General features: G+C 67.4%; 21 protein-coding genes and 1 pseudogene. 11 read left to right on the plus strand and 11 right to left on the minus strand.

From position 1 onward, the window contains the following. Positions 1–8: 8 nt before the first annotated feature. The 4 genes from RE429_RS01890 to RE429_RS01905 form a co-directional block, all read right to left on the minus strand. A complete protein-coding gene (locus tag RE429_RS01890) occupies positions 9–626 on the minus strand; it encodes a histidine phosphatase family protein (RefSeq protein WP_414472712.1) in 618 nt (205 codons plus the stop codon). A 37-nt stretch (positions 627–663) separates the two neighbouring features. Continuing rightward, positions 664–1,200, minus strand: a complete 537-nt coding sequence (gene thpR, locus RE429_RS01895; RefSeq protein ID WP_414472713.1) for an RNA 2',3'-cyclic phosphodiesterase — start codon at positions 1,198–1,200, stop codon at positions 664–666. A gap of 85 nt (positions 1,201–1,285) precedes the next feature. Continuing rightward, entirely contained in the window at positions 1,286–2,329 is a 1,044-nt protein-coding gene (locus RE429_RS01900; RefSeq protein WP_414472714.1) for an aldo/keto reductase, read from the minus strand. A gap of 69 nt (positions 2,330–2,398) precedes the next feature. Continuing rightward, positions 2,399–3,061: an arylesterase gene (locus RE429_RS01905; RefSeq protein WP_414472716.1), complete on the minus strand. Its 663-nt coding sequence runs from the start codon at positions 3,059–3,061 to the stop codon at positions 2,399–2,401. A 69-nt stretch (positions 3,062–3,130) separates the two neighbouring features. Between RE429_RS01905 and RE429_RS01910 the strand changes: the two genes are divergently transcribed. The 4 genes from RE429_RS01910 to RE429_RS01925 all read left to right on the plus strand — a co-directional run bounded on the left by RE429_RS01910 (position 3,131) and on the right by RE429_RS01925 (position 8,092). After that, positions 3,131–3,823: an ABC transporter ATP-binding protein gene (locus RE429_RS01910; RefSeq protein WP_414472717.1), complete on the plus strand. Its 693-nt coding sequence runs from the start codon at positions 3,131–3,133 to the stop codon at positions 3,821–3,823. A 12-nt stretch (positions 3,824–3,835) separates the two neighbouring features. After that, positions 3,836–6,418, plus strand: coding sequence for an ABC transporter permease (locus tag RE429_RS01915; protein WP_414472718.1), 2,583 nt, complete (start codon positions 3,836–3,838; stop codon positions 6,416–6,418). A 233-nt stretch (positions 6,419–6,651) separates the two neighbouring features. After that, entirely contained in the window at positions 6,652–7,434 is a 783-nt protein-coding gene (locus RE429_RS01920) for a Bax inhibitor-1/YccA family protein (protein ID WP_414472719.1), read from the plus strand. Positions 7,435–7,555: 121 nt separating this feature from the next. Beyond that, complete coding sequence (locus RE429_RS01925) at positions 7,556–8,092, plus strand: N-acetyltransferase family protein (protein WP_414474279.1); 537 nt, start codon at positions 7,556–7,558, stop codon at positions 8,090–8,092. Positions 8,093–8,198: 106 nt separating this feature from the next. Here the strand turns inward: RE429_RS01925 and RE429_RS01930 are convergent, their stop codons facing one another. Both RE429_RS01930 and RE429_RS01935 read right to left on the minus strand, forming a co-directional pair. Further along, entirely contained in the window at positions 8,199–8,579 is a 381-nt protein-coding gene (locus tag RE429_RS01930; RefSeq protein ID WP_370435780.1) for a DUF2794 domain-containing protein, read from the minus strand. 443 nt (positions 8,580–9,022) lie between these two features. Next, positions 9,023–10,039, minus strand: coding sequence for a zinc-binding alcohol dehydrogenase family protein (locus tag RE429_RS01935; RefSeq protein WP_414472720.1), 1,017 nt, complete (start codon positions 10,037–10,039; stop codon positions 9,023–9,025). A gap of 95 nt (positions 10,040–10,134) precedes the next feature. Here RE429_RS01935 and RE429_RS01940 point away from each other — a divergent pair, with 95 nt between their 5' ends. The 5 genes and pseudogenes from RE429_RS01940 (at position 10,135) to RE429_RS01960 (ending at position 18,213) form a co-directional block, all read left to right on the plus strand. Then, positions 10,135–10,482 carry a winged helix-turn-helix transcriptional regulator gene (locus RE429_RS01940; RefSeq protein ID WP_414472721.1) on the plus strand — a complete coding sequence of 116 codons (348 nt, stop codon included), beginning with the start codon at positions 10,135–10,137 and terminating at the stop codon, positions 10,480–10,482. A 112-nt stretch (positions 10,483–10,594) separates the two neighbouring features. After that, positions 10,595–15,454, plus strand: coding sequence for an NAD-glutamate dehydrogenase (locus tag RE429_RS01945; RefSeq protein ID WP_414472722.1), 4,860 nt, complete (start codon positions 10,595–10,597; stop codon positions 15,452–15,454). Positions 15,455–15,514: 60 nt separating this feature from the next. Then, on the plus strand, positions 15,515–16,861 hold the full coding sequence (locus tag RE429_RS01950) for an MFS transporter (RefSeq protein ID WP_414474280.1): 1,347 nt from the start codon (positions 15,515–15,517) through the stop codon (positions 16,859–16,861). Positions 16,862–17,266: 405 nt separating this feature from the next. Beyond that, positions 17,267–17,578, plus strand: a pseudogene (locus RE429_RS01955) (helix-turn-helix domain-containing protein); the annotation flags it as partial. Continuing rightward, on the plus strand, positions 17,500–18,213 hold the full coding sequence (locus tag RE429_RS01960) for an IS630 family transposase (protein ID WP_414474281.1): 714 nt from the start codon (positions 17,500–17,502) through the stop codon (positions 18,211–18,213). The pseudogene RE429_RS01955 and the gene RE429_RS01960, both read left to right, overlap by 79 nt. A 15-nt stretch (positions 18,214–18,228) precedes the next feature. Here RE429_RS01960 and purH read toward each other — a convergent pair whose 3' ends face one another. From purH to htpX, 4 genes are all read right to left on the minus strand, one after another. Further along, positions 18,229–19,821, minus strand: a complete 1,593-nt coding sequence (gene purH, locus RE429_RS01965) for a bifunctional phosphoribosylaminoimidazolecarboxamide formyltransferase/IMP cyclohydrolase (RefSeq protein ID WP_414472723.1) — start codon at positions 19,819–19,821, stop codon at positions 18,229–18,231. Between the two features lie 93 nt (positions 19,822–19,914). After that, positions 19,915–21,669 carry a heparinase II/III family protein gene (locus RE429_RS01970; protein WP_414472724.1) on the minus strand — a complete coding sequence of 585 codons (1,755 nt, stop codon included), beginning with the start codon at positions 21,667–21,669 and terminating at the stop codon, positions 19,915–19,917. Positions 21,670–21,900: 231 nt separating this feature from the next. Next, positions 21,901–23,160: an RsmB/NOP family class I SAM-dependent RNA methyltransferase gene (locus RE429_RS01975; RefSeq protein WP_414474282.1), complete on the minus strand. Its 1,260-nt coding sequence runs from the start codon at positions 23,158–23,160 to the stop codon at positions 21,901–21,903. 56 nt (positions 23,161–23,216) lie between these two features. Continuing rightward, positions 23,217–24,137, minus strand: a complete 921-nt coding sequence (gene htpX, locus RE429_RS01980; protein ID WP_414472725.1) for a zinc metalloprotease HtpX — start codon at positions 24,135–24,137, stop codon at positions 23,217–23,219. 145 nt (positions 24,138–24,282) lie between these two features. Here htpX and RE429_RS01985 point away from each other — a divergent pair, with 145 nt between their 5' ends. Continuing rightward, a complete protein-coding gene (locus RE429_RS01985) occupies positions 24,283–24,519 on the plus strand; it encodes a DUF1674 domain-containing protein (protein WP_414472726.1) in 237 nt (78 codons plus the stop codon). A gap of 303 nt (positions 24,520–24,822) precedes the next feature. Continuing rightward, positions 24,823–26,130 (plus strand): class I SAM-dependent methyltransferase, encoded by a 1,308-nt coding sequence (locus tag RE429_RS01990; RefSeq protein WP_414472727.1) that lies wholly within the window; start codon positions 24,823–24,825, stop codon positions 26,128–26,130. A 36-nt stretch (positions 26,131–26,166) separates the two neighbouring features. On the opposite strand, the gene RE429_RS01995 is transcribed toward RE429_RS01990, so the two are convergent. Further along, positions 26,167–26,664 carry a L,D-transpeptidase gene (locus tag RE429_RS01995; RefSeq protein WP_414472728.1) on the minus strand — a complete coding sequence of 166 codons (498 nt, stop codon included), beginning with the start codon at positions 26,662–26,664 and terminating at the stop codon, positions 26,167–26,169. Between the last annotated feature and the right edge of the window lie 61 nt (positions 26,665–26,725).

The raw sequence follows: 26,725 nt of genomic DNA on the forward strand, positions 1-26,725 counted from the left end.
GCGATGTTTCAAGCCCCGGATGTCCAAGCTCTGGACGCCTTGGAAGGAACGGCGGCTTCCTCGATGGTGCGCCAGTCCTGCCGGAGGGAGAAGGTTTCGCGGTCCATCACGAAGAAACAGCCGCCGCCCGGATGCTGCGGCCGGCTTTCCCGTCCGATCTCCACGCTTTGCAGATGGGCCATGAGCAGGCAGCCGACCCCGCCATGAGCCACCACGAGGGTGTCGCCGGGCTCCTCGGCCGCGATCCTGCGCACGGCCTGCACGATACGCGTCTGCGCATCGATGGCGCGCTCCCAGCCGCGGATGCTCTCATGGGGATTGGCGAAGAAGGCCTCGACCACCTCCCAGAATTCCGGCGGCGCGATGTAGCCCGTGGCCGAGCGGTCGTTCTCGCCGAGATCCTCGTGCGTGCGATAGGAGAGACCCAGGCGCTCGGCCACGATGGCGGCGCCGTCCATGGCCTTCCGCTCGGTGCTGGCATGGATCGAAGCGAGGCCGCTTTCGGACAGCGCCTCGGCGAATTGCTCCATCCGCTTGCGCCCGATGGCGTTCAAAGGCCATTGCGGCACGGGCACGAGCGGGTCGATCACCACTTCCGGGTGGGTCAGGAAAATCAAGGAAGCCATGCTTCATGGCGTAGCGGCTCGAAGCTCGGCCGTCGAGTCACCCGAAGGGGTAGGCCGCTTCGATGATGTAGGGTCCTCCGCCCACCGAGGCCCGGGACGAGTAGAGGACGAAGCGGTCGGCCGTGAAGGTGAGCTTCGGGAAATGGCCCCGGACGGCCATGTAATCCGCCACGTCGATGGGGGAGACGTTCTTCAGGCGCGCCAGGGTCACGTGCGGGGTGAATTTGCGGGTCTCCGGAGCCAGGCCGATCTGGCGCATCATCCGCTCCTGTTCGGCCTGAAGATCGGTCAGCTGGCCGTTGCCGGAGACGCGCACGAACACCGCACGCGGCTTGCCGCCGCCGAAGGTATCGAGCCCGTCGAGGGTGACGGCGATGGGCTCGCGCCAGCGCGAATCGCCCAGGATCGAGCACACGTCGTCCGCCATGCGTCCGTCCACGTCGCCGATGAAGCGGAGGGTCAGGTGATAGTTTTCGGGATCGATCCAGCGCGCCCCCGGCAGGCCGCCGCGGCAAGCCGACAGGGCAAGGCCGATCTCGGGAGGAATCTCGATGCCGGTGAAAAGACGTGGCATGCGATCCCTCCCGTGATTCGTTTACGCTTGATGATTCAGACGACGAACGGGCAGGCTTTGTTCCTGCCGGGCCGCCGTGCGGCCATTACGGGCACGGATTGCAGTGCGCGACATGGATGGCGTCGATGCGCTGCTCCAGCTCCGGCGTGATGGTCACGCCGATGGAGGCGATGTCAGTCTTCAGCTGCGCCATCGAGGTCGCCCCGATGATGTTGGACGTCACGAACGGCCGCGAATTCACGTAGGCCAGCGCCATCTGGGCGGGGTCGAGGTCGAATTCCCGGGCGAGGGCGATGTATTTGCGGATCGCCGCCTCAGCGGTCGGATTCTCGTAGCGCTGGCCGCGGTTGAAGAGCGTGGTGCGCGCGCCCTCGGGCCGCGCCCCGTCGAGATACTTGCCGGTCAGGTAGCCCTGGGCGAGCGGCGAATAGGCGAGCAGGCTCACCTGCTCGCGCGTGCTCACCTCGGCGAGAGCGACCTCATAGGTGCGGTTGAGCAGGTTGTAGGCGTTCTGCACGGATTGCACCCGCGCGAGGCCCTTGGCCTCCGCATGCCTGAGGAAGGTCATCGTGCCCCAGGCGCTCTCGTTGGAGAGGCCGAAATGACGGATCTTTCCGGCCTTCACCAGGTCCGTCATGATCTCCACCGTCTCGGCGATGGGATGGGAATCGCCGTCCTGGTGCTTGTAGATGGTCGGGTTCGAGCCCCAGGGCATGGGGCGGTCCGGCCAGTGGATCTGGTAGAGGTCGATGTAATCGGTCTGGAGCCGCTCGAGGCTCTTGTTCACGGCCTCCTCGATCTGCCGGCGCGACAACTCGGCCTTGGAGCCGTCGTCGCGGAACCAGGTATTGTCGGAGCGGCCCACCACCTTCGACGCGAGGATCACCTTGTCGCGGGCGCCGCGCGACCTGAACCAGGAGCCGATGATCCGCTCCGTGGACCCTTGAGTCTCGGGCCGCGGGGGAATCGAATAGAGTTCGGCGGTGTCGAAGAAATTGATGCCCTGGTCGAGGGCGTAATCCATCTGCTCGTGGCCGTCGGCCTCGGTGTTCTGCTGGCCCCAGGTCATGGTGCCGAGGCAGATCAGGCTGACATTGAGGTCGGTGCGGCCAAGCCGGCGGTATTGCATTGTCGGGGCTCCTGGCGGCGGGCGGGCCGCCGCGCGTGGGAAGGGTTTGAAAAGCGCCAGAAAGGACCTTCAGCGCGGGGTCAGGCGGGCAAGAAAGCTCTCGACGGTGGGAAGGATGCGGTCGACGATGATCTCCACGCCCTTCGCCGTCGGATGCATGCCGTCGGACTGGTTGAGGGACAGCTCGCCGGCGATGCCGTAGAGGAAGAAGGGATAGAGCACAAGGTCGTGCTTCTTCGCAATGTCGGAATAGATGGTGTCGAACTTCCCCGCATAGTCCGCGCCCAGATTTCGCGACGCGTACATGCCGGCGAGCATCACGGGAATGTTCCGGGCCTTCAGGCGCTCCACGATGGTCTCGATGTTCCTGCGCGTGACGGCGGGATCGAGGCCGCGCAGCATGTCGTTGGCGCCGAGCTCCAGGATCACCCCGTCCGTTCCGTCGGGCACGGACCAGTCGAGCCGGTCGAGGCCTCCGGAGGAGGTATCGCCCGACACGCCCGCATTGGCGATCTCGACATTGTAGCCCTTGGCCTTGAGGGCGCGCTCCAGCACCACCGGGAAGGCGGCTTCCTGAGGCAGGCCGAAGCCTGCGGTCAGGCTGTCGCCCAAAGCGACGAGATGCAGGGTTCTGCCCTGGGCCAGCGGCCCGGAGGAGGGAGCGATCATGGCGGCAAGGGCCGCCGCACACGCAAAAATGATCGTCATGAGAGGGCCGGATTGGCGCTTCATCGGTAGGATTCCCATCTATGCCGGATTAGACGAACGTCTCTTGGTTGCCAACAAATCGGGTGAACGGGCATGAAGGACAAGGCCATCGCGCTGCACGATGTCGATCTGAGCCTTGGGCGCGGGGCGGCCCGGGTGCACATCCTGAAAGGCATCTCGCTCGACGTCGACAGGGGGGAGGCGGTCGGTCTCGTGGGGCCCTCGGGCTCCGGAAAATCCACCCTGCTCATGACCATGGCGGGCCTCGAGCGTCCGGATTCGGGCCGGGTGATCGTCGACGACACCGACCTGTCGGGCCTCGACGAGGACGCGCTGGCGCGCTTTCGCGGGCGGCGCATCGGCATCGTGTTCCAGTCGTTTCATCTCGTCCCGACCATGACGGCGCTCGAGAACGTGGCGCTGCCGCTGGAACTGGCGGGCGAGGACGACGCCTTCGAGCGGGCCGAGGCCGAGCTCAACGCGGTCGGCCTGGCGGCCCGGCTCCATCACTATCCGGCGCAGCTCTCCGGCGGCGAGCAGCAGCGCGTGGCCATCGCCCGCGCCATCGTGCCCAATCCGGCCATCCTGGTGGCGGACGAGCCCACCGGCAATCTCGACGAGAATACGGGCCAGTCCATCGTCGATCTGCTGTTCGCCCTCAAGCGCGACCGCGGGGCGACGCTGGTGCTGGTGACCCACGACCTGAACCTCGCCCGGCTCTGCGACCGCATGGTGCGCCTGCGCTCGGGCCAGGTCGATGCCGACGCGGCTCCGGCCGTCGCGTAAGGGGGGCAGCGCATGCACGGCACTCTGTCCGCGCCGCGGCGTCGAGGCCCGGCCTCGCGCCTGCCGCTTCTCCTGCGCCTGGCCCTGCGCGAGCTGCGCGGCGGCCTGAAGGGCTTCGGCATCTTTCTCGCCTGCATCGCCCTCGGAGTGGCGGCGATCGCGAGCGTCTCCTCCCTGTCGCGGTCGCTGACGGAGGGCATCTCCCGCGAAGGCCGCCGGATCCTCGGCGGCGACATGGCCTTCTCGCTGATCCAGCGGGAGGCGAGCGGGCCCGAGCGGGCCTTTCTCGAAGGAAAGGGCCGGGTGAACGTCATCGCGTCCATGCGCGCCATGGCGGTCGCGGGCGACAAGGGCTCCGGCCTCGTGGAGATGAAGGCGGTCGATTCCGGCTATCCGGCGGTGGGCCTCCTCGAAACCGATCCGCCGCTCGCGCCCGCCGATCTCTTCGCGGAGCGGAACGGCGCCTATGGGGCGGCCGTCGATCCGGCGCTGCTGGCGCGCCTCGACCTGAAGGTGGGCGACCGCGTGACGGTGGGCGGCGCGAACGTGGAGCTTCGCGCGCGCCTCCTGTCCGAGCCCGACCAGCTCGCCGGCGGCATCGGCTTCGGTCCGCGCCTGCTGATCTCCCAGGATGCCTTAAGGGCGACGGGCCTCGTCCAGCCCGGCAGCCTCGTGCGCTGGACCTATCGGCTGATCCTGCCTCCGGCCCTGTCCAACGAGGAGGGGCTCACGCGGATCGAAGCCGAGGCGAACCGCGTGCTGCCCGAGGCCGGGTGGCAGATCCGCACGCGGCTGAATGCCGATCCGCGCTTTGCCAAGAATATCGAGCGCTTCACCCAGTTCCTCACCCTCGTCGGCCTCACGGCCCTTCTGGTCGGCGGCGTCGGGGTCGCCAATGCGGTGCGCGGCTTCGTGGACCGCAAGCGCGCCTCCATCGCCACGCTGAAAAGCCTCGGCGCGCCGGGCGGTCAGGTGGTGATGCTGTATCTGACGCAGGTGATGCTGATCGCGGCCGTCGGCATCGGCATCGGCCTTGCGGCCGGGGCGGCCCTGCCCTTCGTCGTGACGGGGCTGTTCGGCCAGTTGCTGCCCATCCCGATCCAGCCGATCGTCGCTGTTCCGGAACTCGGCGTCGCGCTTCTCTACGGCGTGCTCACGGCGTTCGTCTTCGCCATCGCGCCGCTGGGCCGCGCGCACGACGTGCCGGTCTCGGGGCTGTTCCGCGACCAGATCGATCCGGAGCGGCGCTGGCCGCGCCGCCGCTATCTCGCGGCGCTGGCCCTGTCCGTCGCGGCGCTGGTCGCGCTCGCGGTGATCGCGGCCTATGACCGGCGCATCGCGCTCATGTTCGTGGCCGCGGCGGCGGGCTCCTTTCTGCTCCTGCGCATCGTCGCCATCGGCATCATGGCGCTCGCCCGCCGCCTGCCGCGGCCCCGGCGCACGGCGCCGCGCCTCGCGCTCGCGAACATCCACCGGCCCGGCGCGCTCACGCCCTCGCTGGTGCTCTCGCTGGGGTTGGGAATCACGCTTCTCGTCACCCTCTCGCTCATCGATTCGAACCTGACGAGGCAGCTGACGCAGAGCCTGCCGGAGCGCGCGCCGAGCTTCTTCTTCCTCGACATTCCCAACCAGCAGGCGGACACGTTCGAGGGTTTCCTGAAAGAACAGGCGGCCGATGCCCGGATCGAACGCGTGCCGATGATGCGCGGACGGCTCGTCAGCCTGGGCGGACGGCCCGTCTCCGAGGTCAAGGCCCCCGAGGACATCGCCTGGGTGCTCGAGGGCGATCGGGGCATCACCTATGCCAAGACCCTGCCGGAGGGCTCGAAGCTCGTGCAGGGGGAATGGTGGCCCGAGGACTACCGGGGCAAGCCGCTCGTCTCCTTCGACGGCAAGATCGCGGAGGGGCTGGGGCTGAAGGTCGGGGACGACATCGTGGTCAACGTGCTCGGCCGCAACATCGCCGCCACCATCGCCAATCTGCGCGAGGTGGAGTGGCGCTCGCTCGGCATCAATTTCGTGATGGTGTTCTCGCCCAACACCTTCGCGGGAGCTCCGCATACGCATCTGGCGACCGTCACCTTCCCGCACGGGTCCGATGCGGCCACCGACGCCAGGATCATCAGACGCTCGGCCCAGGCCTTTCCGATGGTCACGAGCGTGAGGGTAAAGGACGCCCTGGAGGCGGTGAACGATGTCGTCTCCCAGCTCGTCATGGCGATCCGCGGGGCGAGCTCCATCGCACTCGTCGCAAGCCTCCTCGTGCTCGCGGGCGCGCTCGCGGCGGGGCATCGCGCCCGCCTCTACGACGCCGTGGTGCTGAAGACGCTGGGGGCCACCCGCGCCCGGCTGCTGTCCGCCTACGCCCTCGAATACGGCATGCTCGGCCTCGCCACGGCCGCCTTCGGGCTCCTGGCCGGCGGAATCGCGTCCTATTTCATCGTCACCCGCCTCATGAATCTAAGCTTTAGCCTAGATTTATCCGGCGCGCTTCTCGCGTCGGCCTTGGCCGTTCTAGTGACGATCGGCCTGGGGCTGATCGGGACATGGCGGATCTTGAGTCAAAAGCCGGCCCAATACTTGAGAAATCTTTAAAGTCGAGCTCGCCCTCGGGCTCTCTCGGGAAACGCGCTGCGTTTTTCGGGGAGCGGCTTCTACGCCGCTCCCCGAAACTATTACTCACAAAAAGGTGAAGCTTGGCGTTGCCTCTTGCGAAGCAAGGGCGCTCCCCTCATATTTCCCGGTGTCGCCGGAAATCGCCGGCGGCCGAGGGCTGACTCCCCAGCCTTTCGAGGGAACACAACGGGACACCGTGAGAAAGGACTCCGATGCAACCGTATGAGCAAAACCAAACCGCCTATGGCACCGGCTTTGCCCGGACGGCGGCACAGGTCGACCAGGGCCTGCGCGCCTTCATGCTCGGCGTCTACAACAACATGGTCCTGGGTCTGGCGATTTCGGCCGTGGTCGCGCTCGGCATCAACATGCTGGCCACCACGAGCGATCCGTCTCAGGCTGTCGCCCGCATGGGCGGCATCGGCCTGACCCAGTTCGGCGCGACCCTGTACGGCTCGCCGCTGATGTGGGTTGTGGCGCTGGCGCCTCTGGCCTTCATCTTCTTCTTCTCGTTCCGCATGGACCGCATGTCGGCGGCCTCGGCCCGCGGCACCTTCTTCGCCTTCGCGGCGGTGATGGGCGCCTCGCTCTCGACGCTGCTGCTGCGCTATACGGGCGCGAGCGTCGTTCAGGTGTTCTTCATCACGGCGGCGTCCTTCGGCGCGCTGTCGCTGTGGGGCTACACCACGAACCGCAGCCTGTCGGGCATCGGCTCGTTCCTGATCATGGGCCTCTTCGGCCTGATCATCGCGTCGATCGTGAACATCTTCGTCGCTTCGAGCGCGCTGCAGTTCGGCATTTCCGTGATCGGCGTTCTGATCTTCGCGGGCCTCACGGCCTACGACACCCAGAAGCTGAAGGAGATGTATCTCTACGGCAACTACGACACCGAAGCTGCCGGCAAGGTCGCGGTCTTCGGCGCGCTTCAGCTCTACCTGGACTTCATCAACATGTTCCAGTTCCTCCTCGCACTGCTGGGCAACCGCAACCAGTAATCGCGAACGGATCTCGGACCTCCAAGGAGCCCCGGTGCAAGCCGGGGCTTTTTTCTTGCGGATTTTCGGCGGATTTCTCGGTCGGATTGCCTGCGGCGCGGCTTCCGCCTACCAATGGCGCATGAGCCTTCTCGTGCGCCCCTCGGCCGACGCGGATTTGCCCGCCATCGCGGCCATCTATGCCCATGCCGTGGAGCACGGCACGGCCTCCTTCGAGCTCGATCCGCCCGACGAGGCCGAGATGGCGCGCCGCCGGGAGGCGGTTCTCCAGGCCGGCTATCCCTATCTCGTGGCGGAGCGCGACGGCGAGATCCTCGGCTATGCCTATGCGGGCGCCTATCGCACCCGGCCGGCCTACCGGTCGACCGTCGAGGATTCGATCTACGTCGCGCCCTTCGCGCAAGGGCAGGGCGTCGGGCGGGTTCTGCTGGAGCGCCTCATCGGGGAATGCGAGGCGCGGGACTTCCGGCTCATGGTGGCCGTGATCGGCGACGAGGATTCGAAAGGCTCCATCGCCCTTCACGAGAGTCTCGGCTTCGAGCCCGTCGGCATCCTCAAGGGCATCGGCTACAAGCACGGGCGCTGGCTCTCCACCGTGCTCATGCAGCGTCCTCTCGGGTCCGGCATGGCGGCGGCGCCGACGCGGCCCGTCGCGTAGCCCGGCTCAGCTTCGCCGCATGCGCGCGGCGGCCTTCGTTCCGAGCAGGGCAAGCCCGGTCGGACTTAGGGATGAAAGCGCCTTGTGGCGGCGGGAGCGGGCGGGATCAGTTCGACACCACCTTGGGCTTGTCGAGCACGCGCAGGACGCGGGCGAGTTCGTGTCCGCGCTTGAGGATCAGGCCCGTCGAGACGATGATCGAATACGCGCCCTGCTTCTTGGCGAGCTTGGGATCCTTTTCGATCCGGTAGAGAGGCATTTCCGATGTGCGCCGGTAGACCGAGAAAATCGCTTTGTCCGGAGTGAAATCGATGGCGTAATCGCGCCATTCGCCGGCGGCCACCATGCGGCCATAGAGATTGAGAATGGTCTGCAGCTCGGCTCGGTCGAAGGACACCTGCTTCGGCGCGGCGGGGAAGGGCAGGATGCGAGCCGAGCTCTGCACCGAGCCGCCGCGCAGCGGCTCCGAGATGTCGCCTTCGCTCATGAAATCTCCCATCCTGTTCGTCTCATGCTGATGATGGGTCCGGCTCAGGATCGGATCAAGGCGTAAAGATCATATGAATCGCTCGTTTCAGGGCAAATCTTATTCCTGCCGCAATCGCGCCCATAAGGCGCCTCACTGGATGGCGTAAATGCTTGTGTTGCCTCGACGGCCCGGCTTGCCCATCGGCTTGGACACGTCAGCCCCCCAGCCCTCCAGGCTTTTGGAGAGCCGGGCCACCAACCCTCGAGACACAGGCCGCCTTTCCAGGCGGCCTTTCTTTTTTCTGCTGCATCTGACGTGACATCGAACCCACATCGGATGCTTTCACATTTTGGTTCTGAGCATCTTTTCACGCAAAACCGGTTCCCACTTTTCACGTCCGATGCTCTCCTTGCTTGAGCATCTTTTCACGCAAAACCGGGGCCACTTTTGCGTCCGATGCTCTAAAATCCCGACAGCACGATTTTGCCCCGGGCGCGATTGCTCTCGATGAAGGCATGCGCCTTCCTGAGATGGGCGGCGTCGATCGGACCCATCACGGCGGCGAGCGTCGTCCGGATCGTGCCGTCCTCCACGAGGCGCGCCGCTTCGTTGAGGATTTCGTGCTGGCGCTCCATGTCGGCCGTCTGGAACGTCGAGCGCGTGAACATGGATTCCCAATGGATCGAAACGCTCTTGCCCTTCAGGAGCCTGATGTCGATGGGATTTTGCGGATCGTCGATCAGCGCGAAGCGGCCCTGGGGCGCGATCATCTCGGCGATCTCGGGAAAATGCGCCTCCGTGTGGGTGATCGAGAACACGAAGGCGGGAGCGCCGATGCCCAGCGCCTTCACCTGCTCGGCGAGAGGCTTCGCATGGTCGATCACGTGATGGGCGCCGAGCGTCCGGCACCATTCCTGCGTCTCGGACCGCGACGCGGTGGCGATCACCGTCACGTCGGTAAGGCGGCGCGCGAGCTGGATCGCCATGGAGCCGACGCCGCCCGCACCGCCCACGATCAGGATGGCATGGGCCGCGCCCTCGACGGGCCTGCGGATGTCGAGGCGGTCGAACAGGGTCTCCCAGGCCGTCAGGGTCGTCAGCGGCAGGGCGGCGGCCTCCTCGAAGCTCAGGCGCGCGGGCTTGCGGCCGACGAGCCGTTCATCGACCGCGTGAAACTCCGCATTGGTGCCGGAGCGCGTGATGGCGCCCGCATAGAACACCTCGTCGCCCGGCTGGAACAGGGAGGTCTCCGGTCCGACCGCCCGGACGATGCCGGCGGCGTCGTAGCCCAGCACCTTGTACGTGCCGGGTTCGGGTACGGCGCGGCGGCGCACCTTGGTGTCCACGGGATTGACGGAAATCGCCCTGACCTCCACCAGAAGGTCCCTGGCTCCCGGCTCGGGGCGGGGTAGCTCGATATCCACCAGAGAGGCTTCCGAATCGATCGGCAGGGATTGCTGGTAACCGACGGCGCGCATGGCTTGTCTCCTTTCGATGGAGACAGAGTCGAGCCCAGGGGCTATGATTGCAAGAACGCACATTAAGCGCCCATAGTGTCAAAAAGGATACCGTCATGCCGCGTGCCGCCCGGAAGCCGACCTCCTCCGGATGCTCGGTCGAGCGCGCGCTCAATCTCATCGACGGCAAGTGGAAGATCGTCATCCTCTACAAGCTCCTGTGCGGAACCCTGCGCTTCAACGAGCTGCGCCGGCTCATCCCCGGCGTGACCCAGCGGATGCTCACGCATCAGCTGCGGGAGCTGGAGGCGGACGGCCTGATCGTGCGCGTGGTCTATGCGCAGGTTCCGCCGCGAGTCGAGTATTCGCTCTCGGCCCGCGGGCAGAGTCTGGAGCCGGTCCTCATGGCGCTGAAACACTGGGGAGACACGAATCTGTCGTCTTTCGAGACGAAAGCGGCATAAAATTGCCGTCTCCGCGGAAACTTAACCCTCAGGCCGGAAGACCCTAGGGTTGTGTTGCGCGATCGGATACTCTGTGGCAACGCTCGCGCAACGAACATAAGAGGATACGCGCATGAAGCTGGAAACGCCGACCAGCGGAAGCGAACTGACGGCCGAGGCCGTTGCGGTTCTGGAAGCCGGGCATAAAGCCATTCCCCCCACCTTCGTCCGCGATCTCTATGGGCGCGTCCCGCCCGAGGATCTGGCGGCCTATTCGCCGGCGGCGCTCGCCGAGCTGGCCGCGGCGGCCTACGAGCACCTCAAGGCGCCCCGGGTCGGGGGAGGGGAGGACATCCGCCTCGTCGATCTGGAGGTCGAGCGCGAGGGCCGGCGCCGGGACGTGACGGTTCTCGAAATCGTCAACGACAACATGCCTTTCCTGCTCGACTCGACCCTCGCCGAGCTGGTCGACCTGGGCTATGAGCCGTATCTCGTCGCGCATCCGATCCTGGCCGTGGAGCGCGACGCCCAGGGCGGCCTCGTGCGCCTCGTGGGCGAGGCCACCGGCACCGGCCGTCACGGCGTCAAGCGCGAGAGCTTCATCCACGTCCATCTGCCGCGCATCGACGACGCCGAAATCCGCGAAACGCTCGTCGAAACCATGCGCCGCGTCCACAAGGACGTCTCGCTCGCGGTCCACGACTGGCCCGCGATGCGCGCCCGCATCACCGAGACCGTTCACAACTACCGCCTCAACCCGCCGCCGCTGCCGGACGACGAGGTGAAGGAAGCGGTGGCCTTCCTCGACTGGATCGCCCGCGACAACTTCACGTTCCTGGGCCTTCGCGAGTACAGGCTGCCGGCCGGCGATGCCGCCGCCGATCCCGTGGAAGGGTCGGGCCTGGGGCTTCTGCGCGACCCGTCCGTGCGGGTGCTGCGCCGCGGGCGCGAACTGGTGGCGATGACGCCGGAAATCCGCGCCTTTCTGGAAAAGCCCAAGGCGCTCATCATCACCAAGGCGAACGTCAAGTCGCGCGTCCATCGCCGCGCCCATCTCGACTATATCGGCGTCAAGCTGTTCGATTCGGACGGCAGGCTGCAGGGCGAGCTGCGCATCGTCGGCCTCTTCACCGCGAGCGCCTATACCAACACCACGTCGGAGGTGCCGTATCTGCGCCTCAAGGTGGCGCAGGTCGTCCAGCGGGCCGGGTTCGATCCGTCGAGCTATGCGAGCCGCGCGCTGCTCAACGTTCTCGAGAATTACCCGCGCGACGAGCTGTTCCAGATCGACGAGGACACTCTCTATCACTTCGCCATCGACATCATGAACCTGTCGGAGCGTCCGCGCGTGCGGGCGCTGGCGCGCACCGACGAGTTCGACCGCTTCGTGTCGGTGCTCGTCTTCGTGCCGAAGGACCGCTACGACACGAGCGTGCGCCAGCGCATCGGGCAGTTCCTGGCGGGAATCTACGAGGGGCGCGTCTCCGCCTCCTATCCGGCCTATCCCGAAGGTCCGCTCGCGCGCACCCACTACATCATCGGGCGCGACGAGGGGCAGACCCCGCAGGTCTCCCGCGACACTCTGGAAAAGGGCATTTCGTCGATCGTACGCACCTGGGGCGATTCCTTGCGCGACCAGCTCGACGAAACCATGGGCGGCGCGCGCGCCCGTGCGCTCGCGGCCCGCTATGCGGACGCCTTCAGCGCGGCCTATCGCGAGGCCTTCGGGGCCGATCAGGCGATCAAGGACATCGCGCTCCTGGAGCAATTGTCCGAGGCCCGTCCCCGGGCGGTCGATCTCTATCGCCGCGAGGGCGACGGCGAGGCCCGCGTCAACCTGAAGGTGTTTTCGCGCGGCGCGGCGCTGCCTTTGTCGGACCGCGTCCCACTGCTGGAAAATCTCGGCTTCAGGGTGGTGAACGAACGGACCTATCGCGTGGTCTCCACCGGCGTGACGGGCATGGATCGCGTCTGGCTCCACGACATGGCGCTGGAGCGCGCGACGGGCGGCGCGATCAGGATCGACGAGATCCAGGCGCTCATCGAGGCGGCCCTGCTCGCCCTGTTCCGGGGGCTCGCGGAATCGGACGGCTTCAACCGTCTCGTGCTCGAAGCCGGGCTCGGCTGGCGCGACGTCGCGATGGTGCGCACGCTCGGCCGGTACCTGCGCCAGATCCAGGTGGCCTATGCGCAGGATTATCTGGCCAACACCCTCTCCCGCCACGCCGCGATCACCACGAACATCGTCAAGCTCTTCTACATGCGCTTCGACCCCCGGCACGGGGGCAAGGCGGAGGCCGAAGCCGCCGTCCGGGCGGCCATCGAAGAGCAGCTCAAGGACGTCACGAGCCTCGACGACGACCGCATCCTGCGCCGCTTCATCAACCTCATCGAAGCCGCAGTGCGCACCAATTTCTTCCAGCTCGAAGGCAACGGCCTGCCGCGCCAGACCATCGCGTTCAAGTTCGAATGCGCGAAGGTGGAGGGGCTGCCGCTGCCCAAACCCCTCTACGAGATCTTCGTCTACTCGCCGCGGGTCGAAGGCGTGCATCTGCGCTACGGCAAGGTGGCGCGCGGTGGGCTGCGCTGGTCCGACCGTCCGCAGGATTTCCGGACCGAGGTGCTGGGTCTCGTGAAGGCCCAGCAGGTCAAGAACGCCGTGATCGTGCCGGTCGGCGCCAAGGGCGGCTTCGTGCCCAAGCGCCTGCCGCCCCCGAGCGACCGACAGGCCTGGCTCGCGGAAGGCACCGAGAGCTATCGCATCTTCGTGCGCACGCTCCTGCAGCTCACCGACAACATCAAGGACGATCACGTGGTGCCGCCCGCCGACACGGTGCGCCACGACGGGGACGATCCCTATCTCGTGGTCGCGGCCGACAAGGGCACGGCCACCTTCTCCGACATCGCCAACGAGATCTCCCTCGAGAAGGGGCATTGGCTGGGCGACGCCTTCGCGTCCGGCGGCAGCCAGGGTTACGACCACAAGAAGATGGGCATCACCGCCCGGGGCGCGTGGGAGGCGGTGAAGCGCCACTTCCGCGAGATGGACATCGACATCCAGAAGGAGCCGGTGACGGTGGCGGGCGTGGGCGACATGTCCGGCGACGTGTTCGGCAACGGCATGCTGCTCTCGCGGGCGATCAAGCTCGTGGCCGCCTTCGACCACCGCGACATCTTCCTCGATCCGAGCCCGGATCCGGAAGCATCGTACAGGGAGCGCGAGCGCCTCTTCAACCTGCCGCGCTCGAGCTGGCAGGATTACGACAAGGCGCTGATCTCGGCCGGCGGCGGCGTCTTCCCGCGCAGCGCGAAATCGATCAAGCTGTCCGCGGAGGTGCGCGCGCTCATCGACCTCGACAAGAACGAGGCGACGCCCGCGGAGGTGATGTCCGCGATCCTCAAGGCCAATGTGGGCCTGCTCTGGTTCGGCGGCATCGGCACCTATATCCGCTCTTCGGCCGAAACCGACGAGCAGGTGGGCGACCGTGCCAACGATTCGATCCGCATATCCGGCGCGGACGTGCGCGCCAAGGTGATCGGCGAAGGCGCGAATCTGGGCGTCACGCAGCGCGGCCGCATCGAGGCGGCGCAAAGCGGCGTGCGCCTCAATACGGATGCCATCGACAACTCGGCGGGCGTCAACACCTCCGACGTGGAGGTGAACATCAAGATCGCGCTCACCACGCCAGAGCGCGACGGGCGGCTGACGGAGGAAGCCCGCAACGCGCTTCTCGCCGACATGACCGACGAGGTCGCGGGCCTGGTGCTCCGCAACAACTACCTGCAGCCCCTGGCGCTCTCGCTCTCCGAGCAGCACGGCGTCGCCGATCTCGGCTTCGCCAGCCGCCTCATGCAGATGCTGGAGGCTCAAGGGCGCCTCAACCGCAAGGTGGAATACCTGCCCGACGACGCGACGCTCACGGAGCGCGCCCGCCGCGGCGAGGCCCTCACCCGGCCGGAACTCGCCGTGCTGCTGGCCTATGCCAAGCTCTCGCTGCATGACGAATTGCTCGACAGCGCCGTCCCCGACGATCCCTATCTCGGCAAGGAGCTCGAACGCTATTTCCCGGCCGAGATGCGCGAGCGCTTCCCGGACGCGATCGCAAGCCACCGGCTGCGCCGCGAGATCATCGCGACGCAGCTCGCCAACGCCATCATCAACCGGGGCGGGCCCACCATAGTGGCGCGGCTCGTCGACCAGACCGGGGCGGATGCGCCGACCATCGCGGCGGCCTATGCGGCCACCCGCGATTCCTTCGGCATGACCGAGATGAACGTCGCCATCGACGCCCTCGACGGGATGGTGCCGGGCAGCCTTCAGCTCACTCTCTACGGCGAGCTGCAGGATCTGTTGATGAACCGCATCGTCTGGTTCATCCGCAACATGGATTTCTCCAGTCACTCCCTCGACACGATCATCGGCGCCTACCGGTCGGGAATCGCCGAGATCGAGCGCGGCCTGCCGGAGACCCTGTCGCCCGAGGCGCTCACCGCCTTGGACGGCCGCGCGGCGGCCCTGATGGAGCTCGGCGCTCCCGAGGATCTGGCGCGCCGCATCGCGGCCCTGCCGGACCTGGTGGCGGCTCCCGATATCGTGCTGACCGCTCAGAAGACGGGCAAGCCCGTGAGCGATATCGCCTGCACGCATTTCGCCCTCGAGGCGGCCTTCCGCCTCGGATCGCTCATCAGCGCGGCGCATGAGATCGCGGTCGGCGACTATTTCGACCGCCTGGCGCTCGACCGCGCCATCGACAGCATCGCCTATGCCCATCGCGGCCTGACGGCGGAGGTCGCCGCGCAGGACATCTCCGGCCAGGACCTCTCCGGCCAGGACCTCTCCGGCCAGGACGCGGTCCGGGCCTGGAGCGAGAAGCGGGGCGCCGACGTGGAGCGCATCCGCAGCGCGGTCGACAGCATCGTGTCCTCGGGCCTGACCCTGTCCAAGGTCACCGTGGCGGCGAGCCTGCTCGGCGATCTGGCGCGGACGGGCTGAGGCGTGGCGCGGATCATCGACGAAGACGGGCCGGCGAGCGGGCGGCAGGTCCGGCCCGTCATGGCCTCGCGCCCCGCCGTTCTGGGCTGGCTGTTGTTCGACTGGGCCTGCCAGCCGTTCTTCACGCTGGTCACGACCTTCGTGTTCGCGCCGTATTTCGCGGCCTCGCTCGCGCCCGATCCCGTGACGGGCCAGAGCCTGTGGGGCTATGCGACCGCGGCGGCGGGCTTCGCCCTTGCGATTCTCTCGCCCGTCCTCGGCTCGGTGGCCGATGCGACGGGGCCGAAGAAGCCCTGGATCGCCGCCTGCGGCCTCGTCCTGTTCGTGGCCTCCTTCGCCCTCTGGTACGCCGCGCCGGGCGAGCCGCATGCGATCGCGACCGCCCTGGTCGGCTTCGCCTTCGCGACGATCGCCGTGGAAGTGGCGGCCGTGTTCAACAACGCGATGATCCCGCATCTCGTGCCGCCGGAGCGTTACGGTCGGCTCTCGGGCACAGGGTGGGCGATCGGCTATCTCGGCGGGCTGATCTCGCTGGTGATCGTGCTGGGCTTCCTCGCGGCGGATGCGGGCAGCGGCCGGACGGTTCTCGGCTTCACGCCTCTCTTCGGGCTCGATCCCGCCTTGCGCGAAGGCGACCGGGTCACCGGTCCGTTCTCGGCCCTGTGGTTTCTCGTCTTCGTCCTGCCGCTCTTTCTCTTCACGCCCGACATCGCGCGCTCCAAGCTGCGGTTCGGCGAGGCGGTGCGCCAGGGGCTCGCGCAGGTGCGGAGCACGCTCGCGGATGCCCGGCGGCACGAGGGCGTGCTGCGGTTTCTCATCGCCAACATGGTCTATCAGGACGCGCTCGTCGCGCTCTTCGCCTTCGGGGGCATCTACGGCGCGGGTGTCTTCGGATGGCAGGCGACGGAGCTCGGCCTCTTCGGCATCCTGCTCACCATCACGGGAACGGCCGGGGCGCTGGTCGGCGGGCGTCTCGACGACCGCTTCGGCGCGAAGCCCGTGATCCTGGGCGCGATCCTGGTGCTCGCCCTCGTCTGCGTGGGCGTGCTGTCCCTCGGCCGCGAGCACGTTCTCTTCGTGGTTCCGACCGCACCGTCCGCGCCCGACGGCGGCCTCTACGATTCCGTGCCCGAAAAACTGTTCGTTCTGCTCGGCCTCGTCATCGGGGCGGTGGCGGGGCCGCTGCAGGCCTCGTCCCGCAGCATGCTCGCGCGGCTCGTGCCCGCCCGCGAGGCCGGGCGCTATTTCGGCCTGCTGGCCCTGTCCGGCAAGGTCACGTCCTTCCTGGCGCCGCTCGCCGTGGCGCTCGCCACCGCGATCTTCAGGACCCAGGCCGCGGGACCGGCGGTGCTGATCCTGTTCCTGCTCGCGGGCTTCGCACTCCTGAGCGGCGTGAAGAAGGCGTGAGCCGATCGTCCATCAGTTCGTCATCCCCGGCGCCGGGCTGGGAATTCCGGGCTTTCTTTCAGATGGTGTGGTGCCAAGGACGAGGATGGCCGGGACGAGCCCGGCCATGACAAAAGGAGCGCGGGGACGGCCCTGACATTTACAGCATCGGACGTGAAATCGAACCCACATCCGATGCTGTCAGTCTCTATTCTTGAGCATCTTTTCACGCAAAACCGGTTCCCACTTTTGCGTCCGAAGCTCTAAGTACAGCGTCGCAAGTTCAGTGGTATATTGAGTTGTGGGGGCCGCGAGGAGGCGGCCATGCGCGCCATTCGGTTGGATGAGCTCAGCTCAGAGCAGCTGAGCGAACTTGATCAGCTTTATCACACCAGCCCTGATCCGCGGGTGCGCATCCGCGCCCTGATGATCCTGCTCTCCGCCGAGCGCCATCTGGTTGCGGCCGAGATCGCCGCTCTGGTGCGCCAGCACGAGGAGACCGTGCGGCGCTGGTTCGCCCGCTATGCGGCGGAAGGCATCTGCGGCTTGGCCGATGCCCCCCGCTCAGGCACCCCGCCGAAGGTCACGCCCGCCTATCGCCAGCGTCTGTTGGAACTCGTGCGCCGCCGCCCACGCGCCTTGGGGCTGCCGTTCTCCCTCTGGACCGCCGCTCGGCTGGCCGACGCTCTGGCCGAGGAGACAGGCCTGCGCATGAGCGTGCCCAGCGTGCAGCGGCTCCTGCGGGCCGGCGGCATGGCGCTGAGCCGGCCGCAGCACACCATCACCAGCCCCGATCCCGACTATGCGCTCAAAAAAAGACGGTTGAAGACACCCGCGATGACCTGAAGCCCGACACGGTGTTCTACTATGCGGATGAGTTCAACATCAGCTGGCATCCCACCCTGCGGGCGATGTGGAGCCCGAAGGGCCAGCAGGTGATGATCCCCACCCCGATGCACCCCACGCGCCGCTATGGCCTCGGGGCCGTCAACTGGCACACCGGCGAGACGGTGGTCATCACGCGTCCCCACAAACGCCGCCAGGAGGTGGCGGAACTGCTCCAGGCGCTGCTCGATCGTCATCCCGACACGACCGTGTATGTGGCCTGGGACAATGCCAGCACGCATGAGGACGAGGAGGTGGAGGCGGTGCTCCGAGGCGCCGCGGGCCGTCTCGTGCTGTTGTATCTGCCGACTTACAGTCCGTGGCTCAATCCAATTGAGATGCTCTGGCGTCAGTTCCGGCGCGAGGTGACGCACTGCGAGCTGTTCGCCACCGTGCAGGACTTGCTCACCGCCACCAGAGCCTTCTTCGACCGCTGCAACGGCAGTCCGGACAGAGTGCGCGCCATCATCGGCGCACACCCCACATGAGTTCCGACGCTGTACTTAGTGCCTGAAATGCCGATGTCCCGTGAAGACCATGGCGAGACCGGCCTCGTCGGCGGCCTTGATCACCTCGTCGTCGCGCATGGAGCCGCTGGGCTGGATCACGGCGGTGGCGCCGGCCTCGGCCGCGGCGAGCAGGCCGTCCGCGAAGGGGAAGAAGGCGTCGGACGCCACGACCGAGCCCTTGGCAAGGGTCTCGGGCAGGTTCGCGGCCTTGGCGGCCTCCGCTGCCTTCCAGGCGGCGATGCGGGAGGAGTCGACCCGGCTCATCTGGCCCGCGCCGATGCCGACCGTGGCCAGGTCCCTGGCATAGACGATGGCGTTCGACTTCACGTGCTTGGCGACCCGGAAAGCGAAGCGCAGATCCGCGAGCTCGCGCTCGCTCGGCGCGCGCTTCGTCACCACCTTCAGGTCCATGGCGTCGACGACGGCGTTGTCGCGGCCCTGCGCCAGGAAGCCGCCCGCCACCGTGCGGATCGTCAGGCCCGGCTGGCGCGGATCGGGCAGGGAGCCCGCGAGCAGCAGGCGCAGGTTCTTCTTGGCGGCCACGATGGCGATGGCCTCCTCGCTCGCATCCGGCGCGATGATCACTTCCGTGAAGATCTCGGTGATGGCTTTTGCCGCCTCCGCGTCGAGCGGGCGGTTCATGGCCACGATGCCGCCGAAGGCGGACACGGGATCGCAGCGCAGGGCCTTCTCGTAGGCCTCCGCGAGGCTTGTCCCTTCCGCCACGCCGCAGGGGTTGGCGTGCTTGACGATCACGATGGCGGCGGAGCGGTCCGGGTTGAACTCGGCCACGGCCTCATAGGCGGCGTCGGTGTCGTTGATGTTGTTGTAGGAGAGCTGCTTGCCCTGCACCTGGCGGGCCGTGGCGACGCCGGGGCGCTGCTCGGGGGTGCGATAGAAGGCGGCGCTCTGGTGCGGATTCTCGCCGTAGCGCATCACTTCCGCGATCGCGCCGCCGATGGCCCTGAAGGGCGGGTTCGGCTCGTTCAGCTCGTTGGCGAACCAGTTGGAGATCGCCGCGTCGTAGGCGGCCGTGCGGGCATAGGCCTTCTGGGCGAGGCGGCGGCGCAGGGTCGCGGTGACCGCGCCGTCGTGCTGGGCGAGATCGGAAAGGATTGCGGCATAATCGGCGCCGTCCACCACCACGGCCACGTCGGCGTGGTTCTTGGCCGCCGCGCGGATCATGGCGGGCCCGCCGATATCGATGTTCTCGATGCAGTCGTCGAAGGGCTTGCCGGCCGCCACCGTCGCCTCGAAGGGATAGAGGTTCACGACCAGGAGGTCGATGGGCCGGATGCCGTGGGCGAGCATCGCCGCCTGATGCTCCGGGTTGGCCCGGATGCCGAGGAGACCGCCATGGACGGCGGGATGGAGCGTCTTCACCCGCCCGTCCATCATCTCGGGGAAGCCCGTGAGATCGCTCACGTCCTTCACCGGCAGGCCGGCCTCGCTCAGCGCCTTATGCGTGCCGCCGGTGGAGACCAGCTCGACCCCGCGGTCGAACAGCGCCCGGGCGAAGTCCACGAGACCCGTCTTGTCGGATACGGAAAGCAGAGCGCGGGAGATGCGCTTCGGATCGCTCGGCATGGCGGCCGCTCCATTGAAGGGGTAAGAATGCGGGCGCGATAGCACGATGAATCCGGGTTGGGAACCCGAGCGGCCGGATTTGCAGCCCTGCGGTCAGAGCAGATCGGGCGTGGCCTCGGAGGGCTGGCCCGGATTGAACGTGCGGGCGAGCCGCTCGAAGCGCCAGCGGACGGACGGGGTCTCGCCCGGGCGGATGCCGAGCACGATCTGCTCCGTGCGGCGCATGCCGTCGGGCGCGGCCAGGAACACGCTGTCCTCCACGGAGGCCTCGAGGGGAAGGGCCGTGAACTGCCAGGCCTCCTGGTTGGGCAGCACGAGCATGACCACTCGGCCACCCTGCGCACGGCTCGCCCGGACGCCGGGGGCGAGATGGAAGCGGATGACCGCTTCCGTCGTGGCGGCGCCTTCGCCCCAAAAGACGTCCTCGCCCTCCAGGAGATTGCCCTTGGGAGCGAGCTGCAGCCGACGCTCGTGGGTCAGGCCGAAACGCGGGCGGTAGCCGTCGTGGCTGGCGGTGAGAATCTGGGCGTGCTCGCGCTCGCCGCGTTCGGAGGTGACCCGCTCGGGGCCCGAGATTACCACCGGCCCGATGCGGCCCAGGAGCCAGCGCCCGATCCGGCGGCTCAGCCAGGTGCCCCTCTCGCCGACCATCTGGCAGGACGAGACGTCGCTGATCGAGGCGGTGGAATGCGCGGCCGTCGAGCGCGAGGCCTGGATGATGGCGTCGCCCGCGATCCGGGGCGTGCCGCAATTGACCACGATCCGCTGCGAACCCGAGGAGAACTCGAAGGACAGGCAGCCCGCCCCGGCCTCCGTCGACAGGGCCGTCGGCGGCGGCGCGCCCACATCCATCACCAGCAGGCTGCGCCCGGCCTCCATCCGCTCGTAGCCCGAATGGGGCGCGTGCTGGATCGGCTGGCTGCGCATGTCGTCGTAGGTGAGCAGGGTGGCGAGATGGTCCGCCGCCGTCACGCCCATGCCGTTGAAATGCGAGAGCGTGCCGTCTCCATGACGGAACATCCGCACCATGGGCAGCATGCGGTCGATGGCGTTGAGCAGGGCCCCGGGCGTATCGACCTCGCGGCTGGCGAACATCTGGCGCAGCGGCAGAAGGTCGAAGAGCAGTTCGACGAGGATGCGCGGATTGCGGCTCGCATGGCCTCCGTCGGCGAGGATCTGGCGTTCCAGTTCGCGGGCGAGCAGGCGGCTCGCCCGCCGCAAGTGCCGTTCGAGCCCCTCGCAGCACAGGCCCGCATAGCAGAGCGCGATGGCGGCCATGAGCTGCTGCTGGGGCAGGGCGCCGGAGCGCACATGGCGCTCGAGCTCGCGCACATGCTGCCCGATGAGGCGCAGGAAGCGCTGATAGAACGCGTGGTCGGCCCCTTCGAGGATCAGCGGCGACTGGCTGATGAAGGACATGAGGCGGCGGGCGATCACCTGCGTGTCGCAGGCGGTCTTCCGGTCGCCCAGCTTCGACGAGACGAACTCGTCGACCAGCGAGCGGGCGTTGGCCTGCGCGAGAGCGGTGCCGGCGGCGCGCAGGTGCCGCAGCCAGCCGAAGCCGTAGAGCGCCTCGGCCCATGCCCGGCTCGGCGGCGCGAAGGCGAAGGGCGAGCGGCCGCTCGTGGTGATCGCGCGGCCCGCGAAGGCGAAGAAGCCGGAATAGATGTCGGTCGCGATGGTGGGGTCGGCGGTGCGCAGGTCCTGCGGCGCGAAGAGCAGGCGCACCGGCTGCGGCGTCCTGGCGAACACCTTGGACAGGCTCCAGACCGTGGCTCCACGCATGGCGCGGCCCGCCTCCGACAAGGCGAGCCTGTACAGACGCCAGCGATCTGGCCCGAAATCCACCCGTGGCGCTCCTTCACGTCAAGCTCGTCCGCGCCAGCATAAGGGGGAGTTCCTGCTGACTGGTTAACAACGCGTAAGCGATTGCCGCATTGTTCGGGTTCAACAGGCTTGTCCTCAACCCGGCGAGGATTGCGGGGGCAACCCGTTCCGACTGAAAATCGGCCTTGCTTCTCCTCCGAGGCACCGCGGACGCAGCGCCTCAGGATGAGGACAGGGCCCGGCGTCTTGCAATCAGGATGCCTTCGCGAAGCGTGCGACAAAGAAGCCGTCGAGGCCGCCGCGCTCGTGACCGGGGGACACGAGATGACAGGGCAGGGTGCGCAGGTCGCCCTCGGGGGTGAGACATTCGGTGAGGCCGCCGATTTCGTCGGCCGTGATCGGCCGGCGCGCGAAGTCGGGATGACGGGCGAGAAAGCCCGCGGCCTGCCGTTCGCCTTCCTCGGCTTCGAGCGAGCAGGTGCAGTAGACCAGGCGCCCGCCCGGCTTCAGCAGGCCCGCCGCCTTGTCGAGCAGGCGCGTCTGGAGTCCCGAGAGCTTGCGGATGTCCTCCTCGCTCTTGGTCCAGGCCACGTCGGGATGACGCCGGATCGTGCCGGTGGCCGAGCAGGGCGCGTCGAGCAGGATGGCGTCGAAGGGCGCCTCGTCGAGCTTTTCGGCATCGATGGCGCGGGTCTCGGCTTTGAGGTGGAGGCGGGCGAGATTGTCCTCCAGCCGCTTGAGGCGCTTCGCCGAGCGGTCGACGGCCAGCACATCGGCGCCGGTTGCGGCGAGCTGCGCCGTCTTGCCGCCCGGAGCGGCGCACAGATCCGCGATGCGCTCGCCGGGCCGGGCCTGGAGCAGGCGCGCCGGAAGGGCGGCGGCGGCGTCCTGCACCCACCACGCGCCCTCGTCGAAGCCCGGAAGGTCGCGGATCGCGGTGCGCTCCTGAAGCCGGATGCTGCCGGTCGGCAGAAGAACGCCGTTGACGCGCTCGGCCCAGGAGGCGGCGTCCTCCTTCACGGACAGGTCGACCGACGCCATGGCGCGATGCGCCTCGGCGATCCTGGCCGCGAGCTCCTCGCCATATTGCGCCACCCAGCGCTCTTCGAGCCAGGTGGGCGTGTCGAGCCAGGGCTCCTGCCGGGCCAGGATTATGTCGCGCTCGCGGGCGACGCGCCGCAGCACGGCATTGATGAAGCCGCCCGCGTGAGACAGTTTCGCGTCCTCCTGCGCGAGCCGTACGGCGCTGTCGACGGCGGCATGGTCCGGCACGTCGAGAAAGAGGATCTGGGCCGCGCCGGTGGCGAGGAGATGCAGGAGCCGCTCGTCCTTGGGCTCCCGGTTGAGGCGCTCGTTGAGCGCGCGGCCGAGGGTTCCGAGGCGGCGGAAGGTCACGATCGCGATGGCCCGCGCGAGGGCCTCGTCGCGCGCAGACAGGTTCTCCTTGGGCGAGAGCTCATCCAGCACGTCGTCGAGCGGCACGCGCCGCTTCATGGTTTCCGTGACCGCCATCCAGGCGAGGCGGCGGGGACCTAAGCCCACCTGTTCTTCCGATTGACTCAAAATTCTTAACCCCAGGGTCCACGGCGGGGCGGCTGGCCCCAGGGACTCGATGCGCTTTGCGTGACGAAGCCGGCCTGCGGCGCGGCTCCCATCTCCTGCGCCAAAGATTGGAGCGCCGCAATCCTGTTTTCCGTCGCCGGATGCGTGGAGAACAGATTGTCCATGCCGTGACCAGAGAGCGGGTTGATGATGAAGAGGGGCGCAGTGGCGGGATGGCGCTCGGCGTCCATGTTGGGCACATGGGCGACGCCGCCGGCGATCTTCGCCAGCGCCGAGGCCAGCGACAGGGGCTGGCCGCAGATCTGGGCGCCCATCCGGTCGGCGTCGTATTCCCGCGAGCGGCTGATCGCCATCTGGATGATCATGGCGGCGATCGGCGCGATGATCACGGTCGCCAGCATCACGATGGGGTTGGGCCGGTCGTTGCCGCGCCCGCCGAAGAAGAAGCCGAACTGCGCCAGCGTCGCGATGGCGCCCGCGATGGTGGCGCTCACCGTCATGATGAGGGTGTCACGGTTCCTGATATGGGCGAGCTCGTGCGCCATCACGCCCGCGACCTCGTCGTAGGAGAGCATGTTGAGAAGGCCCGTGGTGGCCGCGACCGCGGCGTTTTCCGGGTTGCGGCCGGTGGCGAACGCGTTCGGCTGCGGGTTGTCGATGAGGTAGACCCGCGGCATGGGAAGGCCGGCGTTGCGGGAGAGATCCCGCACCATGCGGACCAGATCCGGCGCGGTCCGTTCGTCCACCTCTACGGCGTGATGGGCGGCGAGCGCCAGCCGGTCGGAGTTCCAATAGGCGTAGAGATTGGTGGCAAGTCCCAAGCCCAGCGCGATCATCATGCCGGTCGCGCCGCCGAGCAGGTAGCCGACGACGCCGAACAGGGCCATGAGGCCGGCCAGCAGCATTCCGGTCTTGACGGTGTTCATCGGGGCCTCCACGTCGAGCAGACAATCATCCGTTTCACCCCTTCATGTGGGAACGGTCGAGGTCCCGACCAAGAGGTCCCGACCAAGAGTGCCCGCGCCCATCGGCCTCTCCCGCAGCGAGTCCGGACCTGATAAAAGCCTTGTCATGAGCACCAACGATACTCCCGAGAACACCTCGCGTCCCGCCCTGGAAGGCGCCGCGCCCGGAAAAACCCTCTCGCCCGCGGCCCGGCGAGCCCTCGAAGAGGCCGCCCGGCGGCGCCACGAGATCGACGCCCACGCGGCCGAGATCGCCCGGGAGAAGGAACATCAGGGCCGTGGCGGGCTGGAGCCCGTGCGCTATGACGACTGGGAGGTGAAAGGCCTCGCCAGCGATTTCTAGAGCCTCGGACGTAAAAGGCGGGAACCGGTTTTGCGTGAAAAGGCGCTCGAAACCATAGGCTTACAGCATCGGATGCGGGTTCTATGTCACACCCGATGCTGTCGCCTTTCATCGTCATGGCCGCACTAGGTTTACGCTCATCCAGGTCTTCAGGCACCGCACCAGGTCAAAGACGTGGATGCCCGGCTCGAGGCCGGGCATGACGAGAATGATGCTCCCACTGTCGAACAGCACATCGTTCCCGCTAAAACCGGGTCCACTTTTCCGCACGATGCGCTAACGTGCCCGAAACGAGGAGGGCTCATGGCTGAGGCGGGCAAGACGGCACGGCTGGAAATGTTCCGTGATATCCTGGGAGATGCGCACAGGGCGCTCGACCTGTCGTTCGGCTTCGAGCTGTGGGACGGATCCCCGGTTCCCGCCGACCTGCCGTCCTACGCCATGCGCCTCGTCATCCGGCACGAGAACGTGGTCGCGAGCCTCGTCCGGCGCCCGAACCTGGACACGGCCCTCAACGCCTATGTGTCGGGACTGCTCGACCTCAAGAACGGCACCATCTTCGACCTCGCCGCCCAGCGCCCGCAGAAGGCGGGCCGGCGCCTCGGACGCGTGGGCAAGCTCAAGGCCCTGAGGGTCGCCTATCATTTCCTGCGCGCGCCCGCCGACATGCCGCGCCCCCTGAACGAGGTTCAGGAGGATCCCGACGCGCGGGAAGGAAAGCCCCAGACCAACAAGAAGAACGTCGCCTATCACTACGACGTGTCGAATGACTTCTACGGCCTCTTCCTCGATCCGGAGATGGTCTATACCTGCGCCTATTTTCAGCCGGACTGGCACGACGACCTCGCCCGCGCTCAGACCGACAAGCTCGACATGATCTGCCGCAAGCTGCGGCTCAAGCCCGGCGACCGCCTCCTCGACATCGGCTGCGGCTGGGGCGCCCTGATCTGCCATGCGGCGCAGCATTACGGCGTCAAGGCCACGGGCGTGACGCTCGCCGAGGAGCAGGCGAAACTCGCCCGCGAGAAGGCCGCGCGCCTCGGGCTGCAGGACCGCGTCGAGGTTCTGGTGAAGGATTTCACCCAGATGGAGGGCGAGTTCGACAAGATCTCCTCCATCGGCATGTTCGAGCATGTGGGCATCAGGAACCACCCCACTTACTTCCGCTCGGTGCATCGGCTGCTCAGGCCGCGCGGTCTCTATCTGCACCACAGCATCGCGCGGCGCGCCAAGAAGAGCGACAGGGCCTTCCGCAAGCTCAAGCCCGAATACAAGGCGCTCACGCGCTATATCTTTCCCGGCGGCGAGCTCGATCATCTCGGCATGTCGGTCGCCAACCTGGAGCGCTTCGGCTTCGAGGTGCACGACGTGGAGGGCTGGCGCGAGCATTACCAGCGCACCACGCGCCTGTGGTGGGAGTCCTTGAGCGCCCGGCAGAAGCAGGCCGAGGCCATGGTGGGCCGGGAGAAGACCCGCATGTGGCTTCTCTATCTCGCCGGCTGCTCCCTGGCCTTCGAGCGCGCGGCCGTGGGCGTGAACCAGACCCTCGTGTCCAAGCGCACGCGCGGGCCCTCGGGCCTGCCGCCGTCGCGGGCGGATCTTTATGCCTGAAGCATCGGATGCGGATCTGGCGTCTCGTCCGATGCTTCAGGGCGTGACCACGACCCGTGTTCCCACGCTCACCTGATCGTAAAGATCGATGATGTCCTGGTTGAGCAGGCGGATGCAGCCGTAGGACGCGTAAGTGCCGATGGAGCTCGGCCGGTTGGTGCCGTGGATGGCGTATTCGCCGAGATTGAGGGTGAGCGCCCGCGCACCCATGGGATTGTTGGGCGCGCCGCCCGGAATCACGTCGGGCAGGCGGGGGTTGTCGCGTTTGACTTCACTCGGCGGCGCCCAGGCGGGCCGCACGTATTTTCCGTCGACCCGCGCCTCTCCGAACCATTGCTTGCCGGGCTTGCCGACGGCGACGCGGTAGCGCAGGGCCGTCCCGTCGCCGCGCACATAATAGAGCTGTCGCTCGCCCGTCCTGATCACGATGGTGCCGGGCGAGACACTCTCCCGGAACGGCACGACCTCGCGGGCGGATGCGCCCGAGGCGGTCAGGAGCAGGGCGGCGAGCGCAATGGCGATCCGTTCAGACATGTCTCAAAACCCTCCAGCTTCGACAGCATGGGGATGAGACGCGAAGGAAACGGCTGCGGTT

Source organism: Microvirga sp. M2 (assembly GCF_047497095.1).
Classification (GTDB): Bacteria; Pseudomonadota; Alphaproteobacteria; order Rhizobiales; family Beijerinckiaceae; genus Microvirga.

Coding starts and splice junctions, on each gene's coding strand:
- RE429_RS01890 (WP_414472712.1), bottom strand. CDS start 626: ATGGCTTCCTTGATTTTCCTGACCCACCCGGAAGTGGTGATCGACCCG.
- thpR (WP_414472713.1), bottom strand. CDS start 1,200: ATGCCACGTCTTTTCACCGGCATCGAGATTCCTCCCGAGATCGGCCTT.
- RE429_RS01900 (WP_414472714.1), bottom strand. CDS start 2,329: ATGCAATACCGCCGGCTTGGCCGCACCGACCTCAATGTCAGCCTGATC.
- RE429_RS01905 (WP_414472716.1), bottom strand. CDS start 3,061: ATGAAGCGCCAATCCGGCCCTCTCATGACGATCATTTTTGCGTGTGCG.
- RE429_RS01910 (WP_414472717.1), top strand. CDS start 3,131: ATGAAGGACAAGGCCATCGCGCTGCACGATGTCGATCTGAGCCTTGGG.
- RE429_RS01915 (WP_414472718.1), top strand. CDS start 3,836: ATGCACGGCACTCTGTCCGCGCCGCGGCGTCGAGGCCCGGCCTCGCGC.
- RE429_RS01920 (WP_414472719.1), top strand. CDS start 6,652: ATGCAACCGTATGAGCAAAACCAAACCGCCTATGGCACCGGCTTTGCC.
- RE429_RS01925 (WP_414474279.1), top strand. CDS start 7,556: ATGAGCCTTCTCGTGCGCCCCTCGGCCGACGCGGATTTGCCCGCCATC.
- RE429_RS01930 (WP_370435780.1), bottom strand. CDS start 8,579: ATGAGCGAAGGCGACATCTCGGAGCCGCTGCGCGGCGGCTCGGTGCAG.
- RE429_RS01935 (WP_414472720.1), bottom strand. CDS start 10,039: ATGCGCGCCGTCGGTTACCAGCAATCCCTGCCGATCGATTCGGAAGCC.
- RE429_RS01940 (WP_414472721.1), top strand. CDS start 10,135: ATGCCGCGTGCCGCCCGGAAGCCGACCTCCTCCGGATGCTCGGTCGAG.
- RE429_RS01945 (WP_414472722.1), top strand. CDS start 10,595: ATGAAGCTGGAAACGCCGACCAGCGGAAGCGAACTGACGGCCGAGGCC.
- RE429_RS01950 (WP_414474280.1), top strand. CDS start 15,515: ATGGCCTCGCGCCCCGCCGTTCTGGGCTGGCTGTTGTTCGACTGGGCC.
- purH (WP_414472723.1), bottom strand. CDS start 19,821: ATGCCGAGCGATCCGAAGCGCATCTCCCGCGCTCTGCTTTCCGTATCC.
- RE429_RS01975 (WP_414474282.1), bottom strand. CDS start 23,160: ATGGCGGTCACGGAAACCATGAAGCGGCGCGTGCCGCTCGACGACGTG.
- htpX (WP_414472725.1), bottom strand. CDS start 24,137: ATGAACACCGTCAAGACCGGAATGCTGCTGGCCGGCCTCATGGCCCTG.
- RE429_RS01985 (WP_414472726.1), top strand. CDS start 24,283: ATGAGCACCAACGATACTCCCGAGAACACCTCGCGTCCCGCCCTGGAA.
- RE429_RS01990 (WP_414472727.1), top strand. CDS start 24,823: ATGGCTGAGGCGGGCAAGACGGCACGGCTGGAAATGTTCCGTGATATC.
- RE429_RS01995 (WP_414472728.1), bottom strand. CDS start 26,664: ATGTCTGAACGGATCGCCATTGCGCTCGCCGCCCTGCTCCTGACCGCC.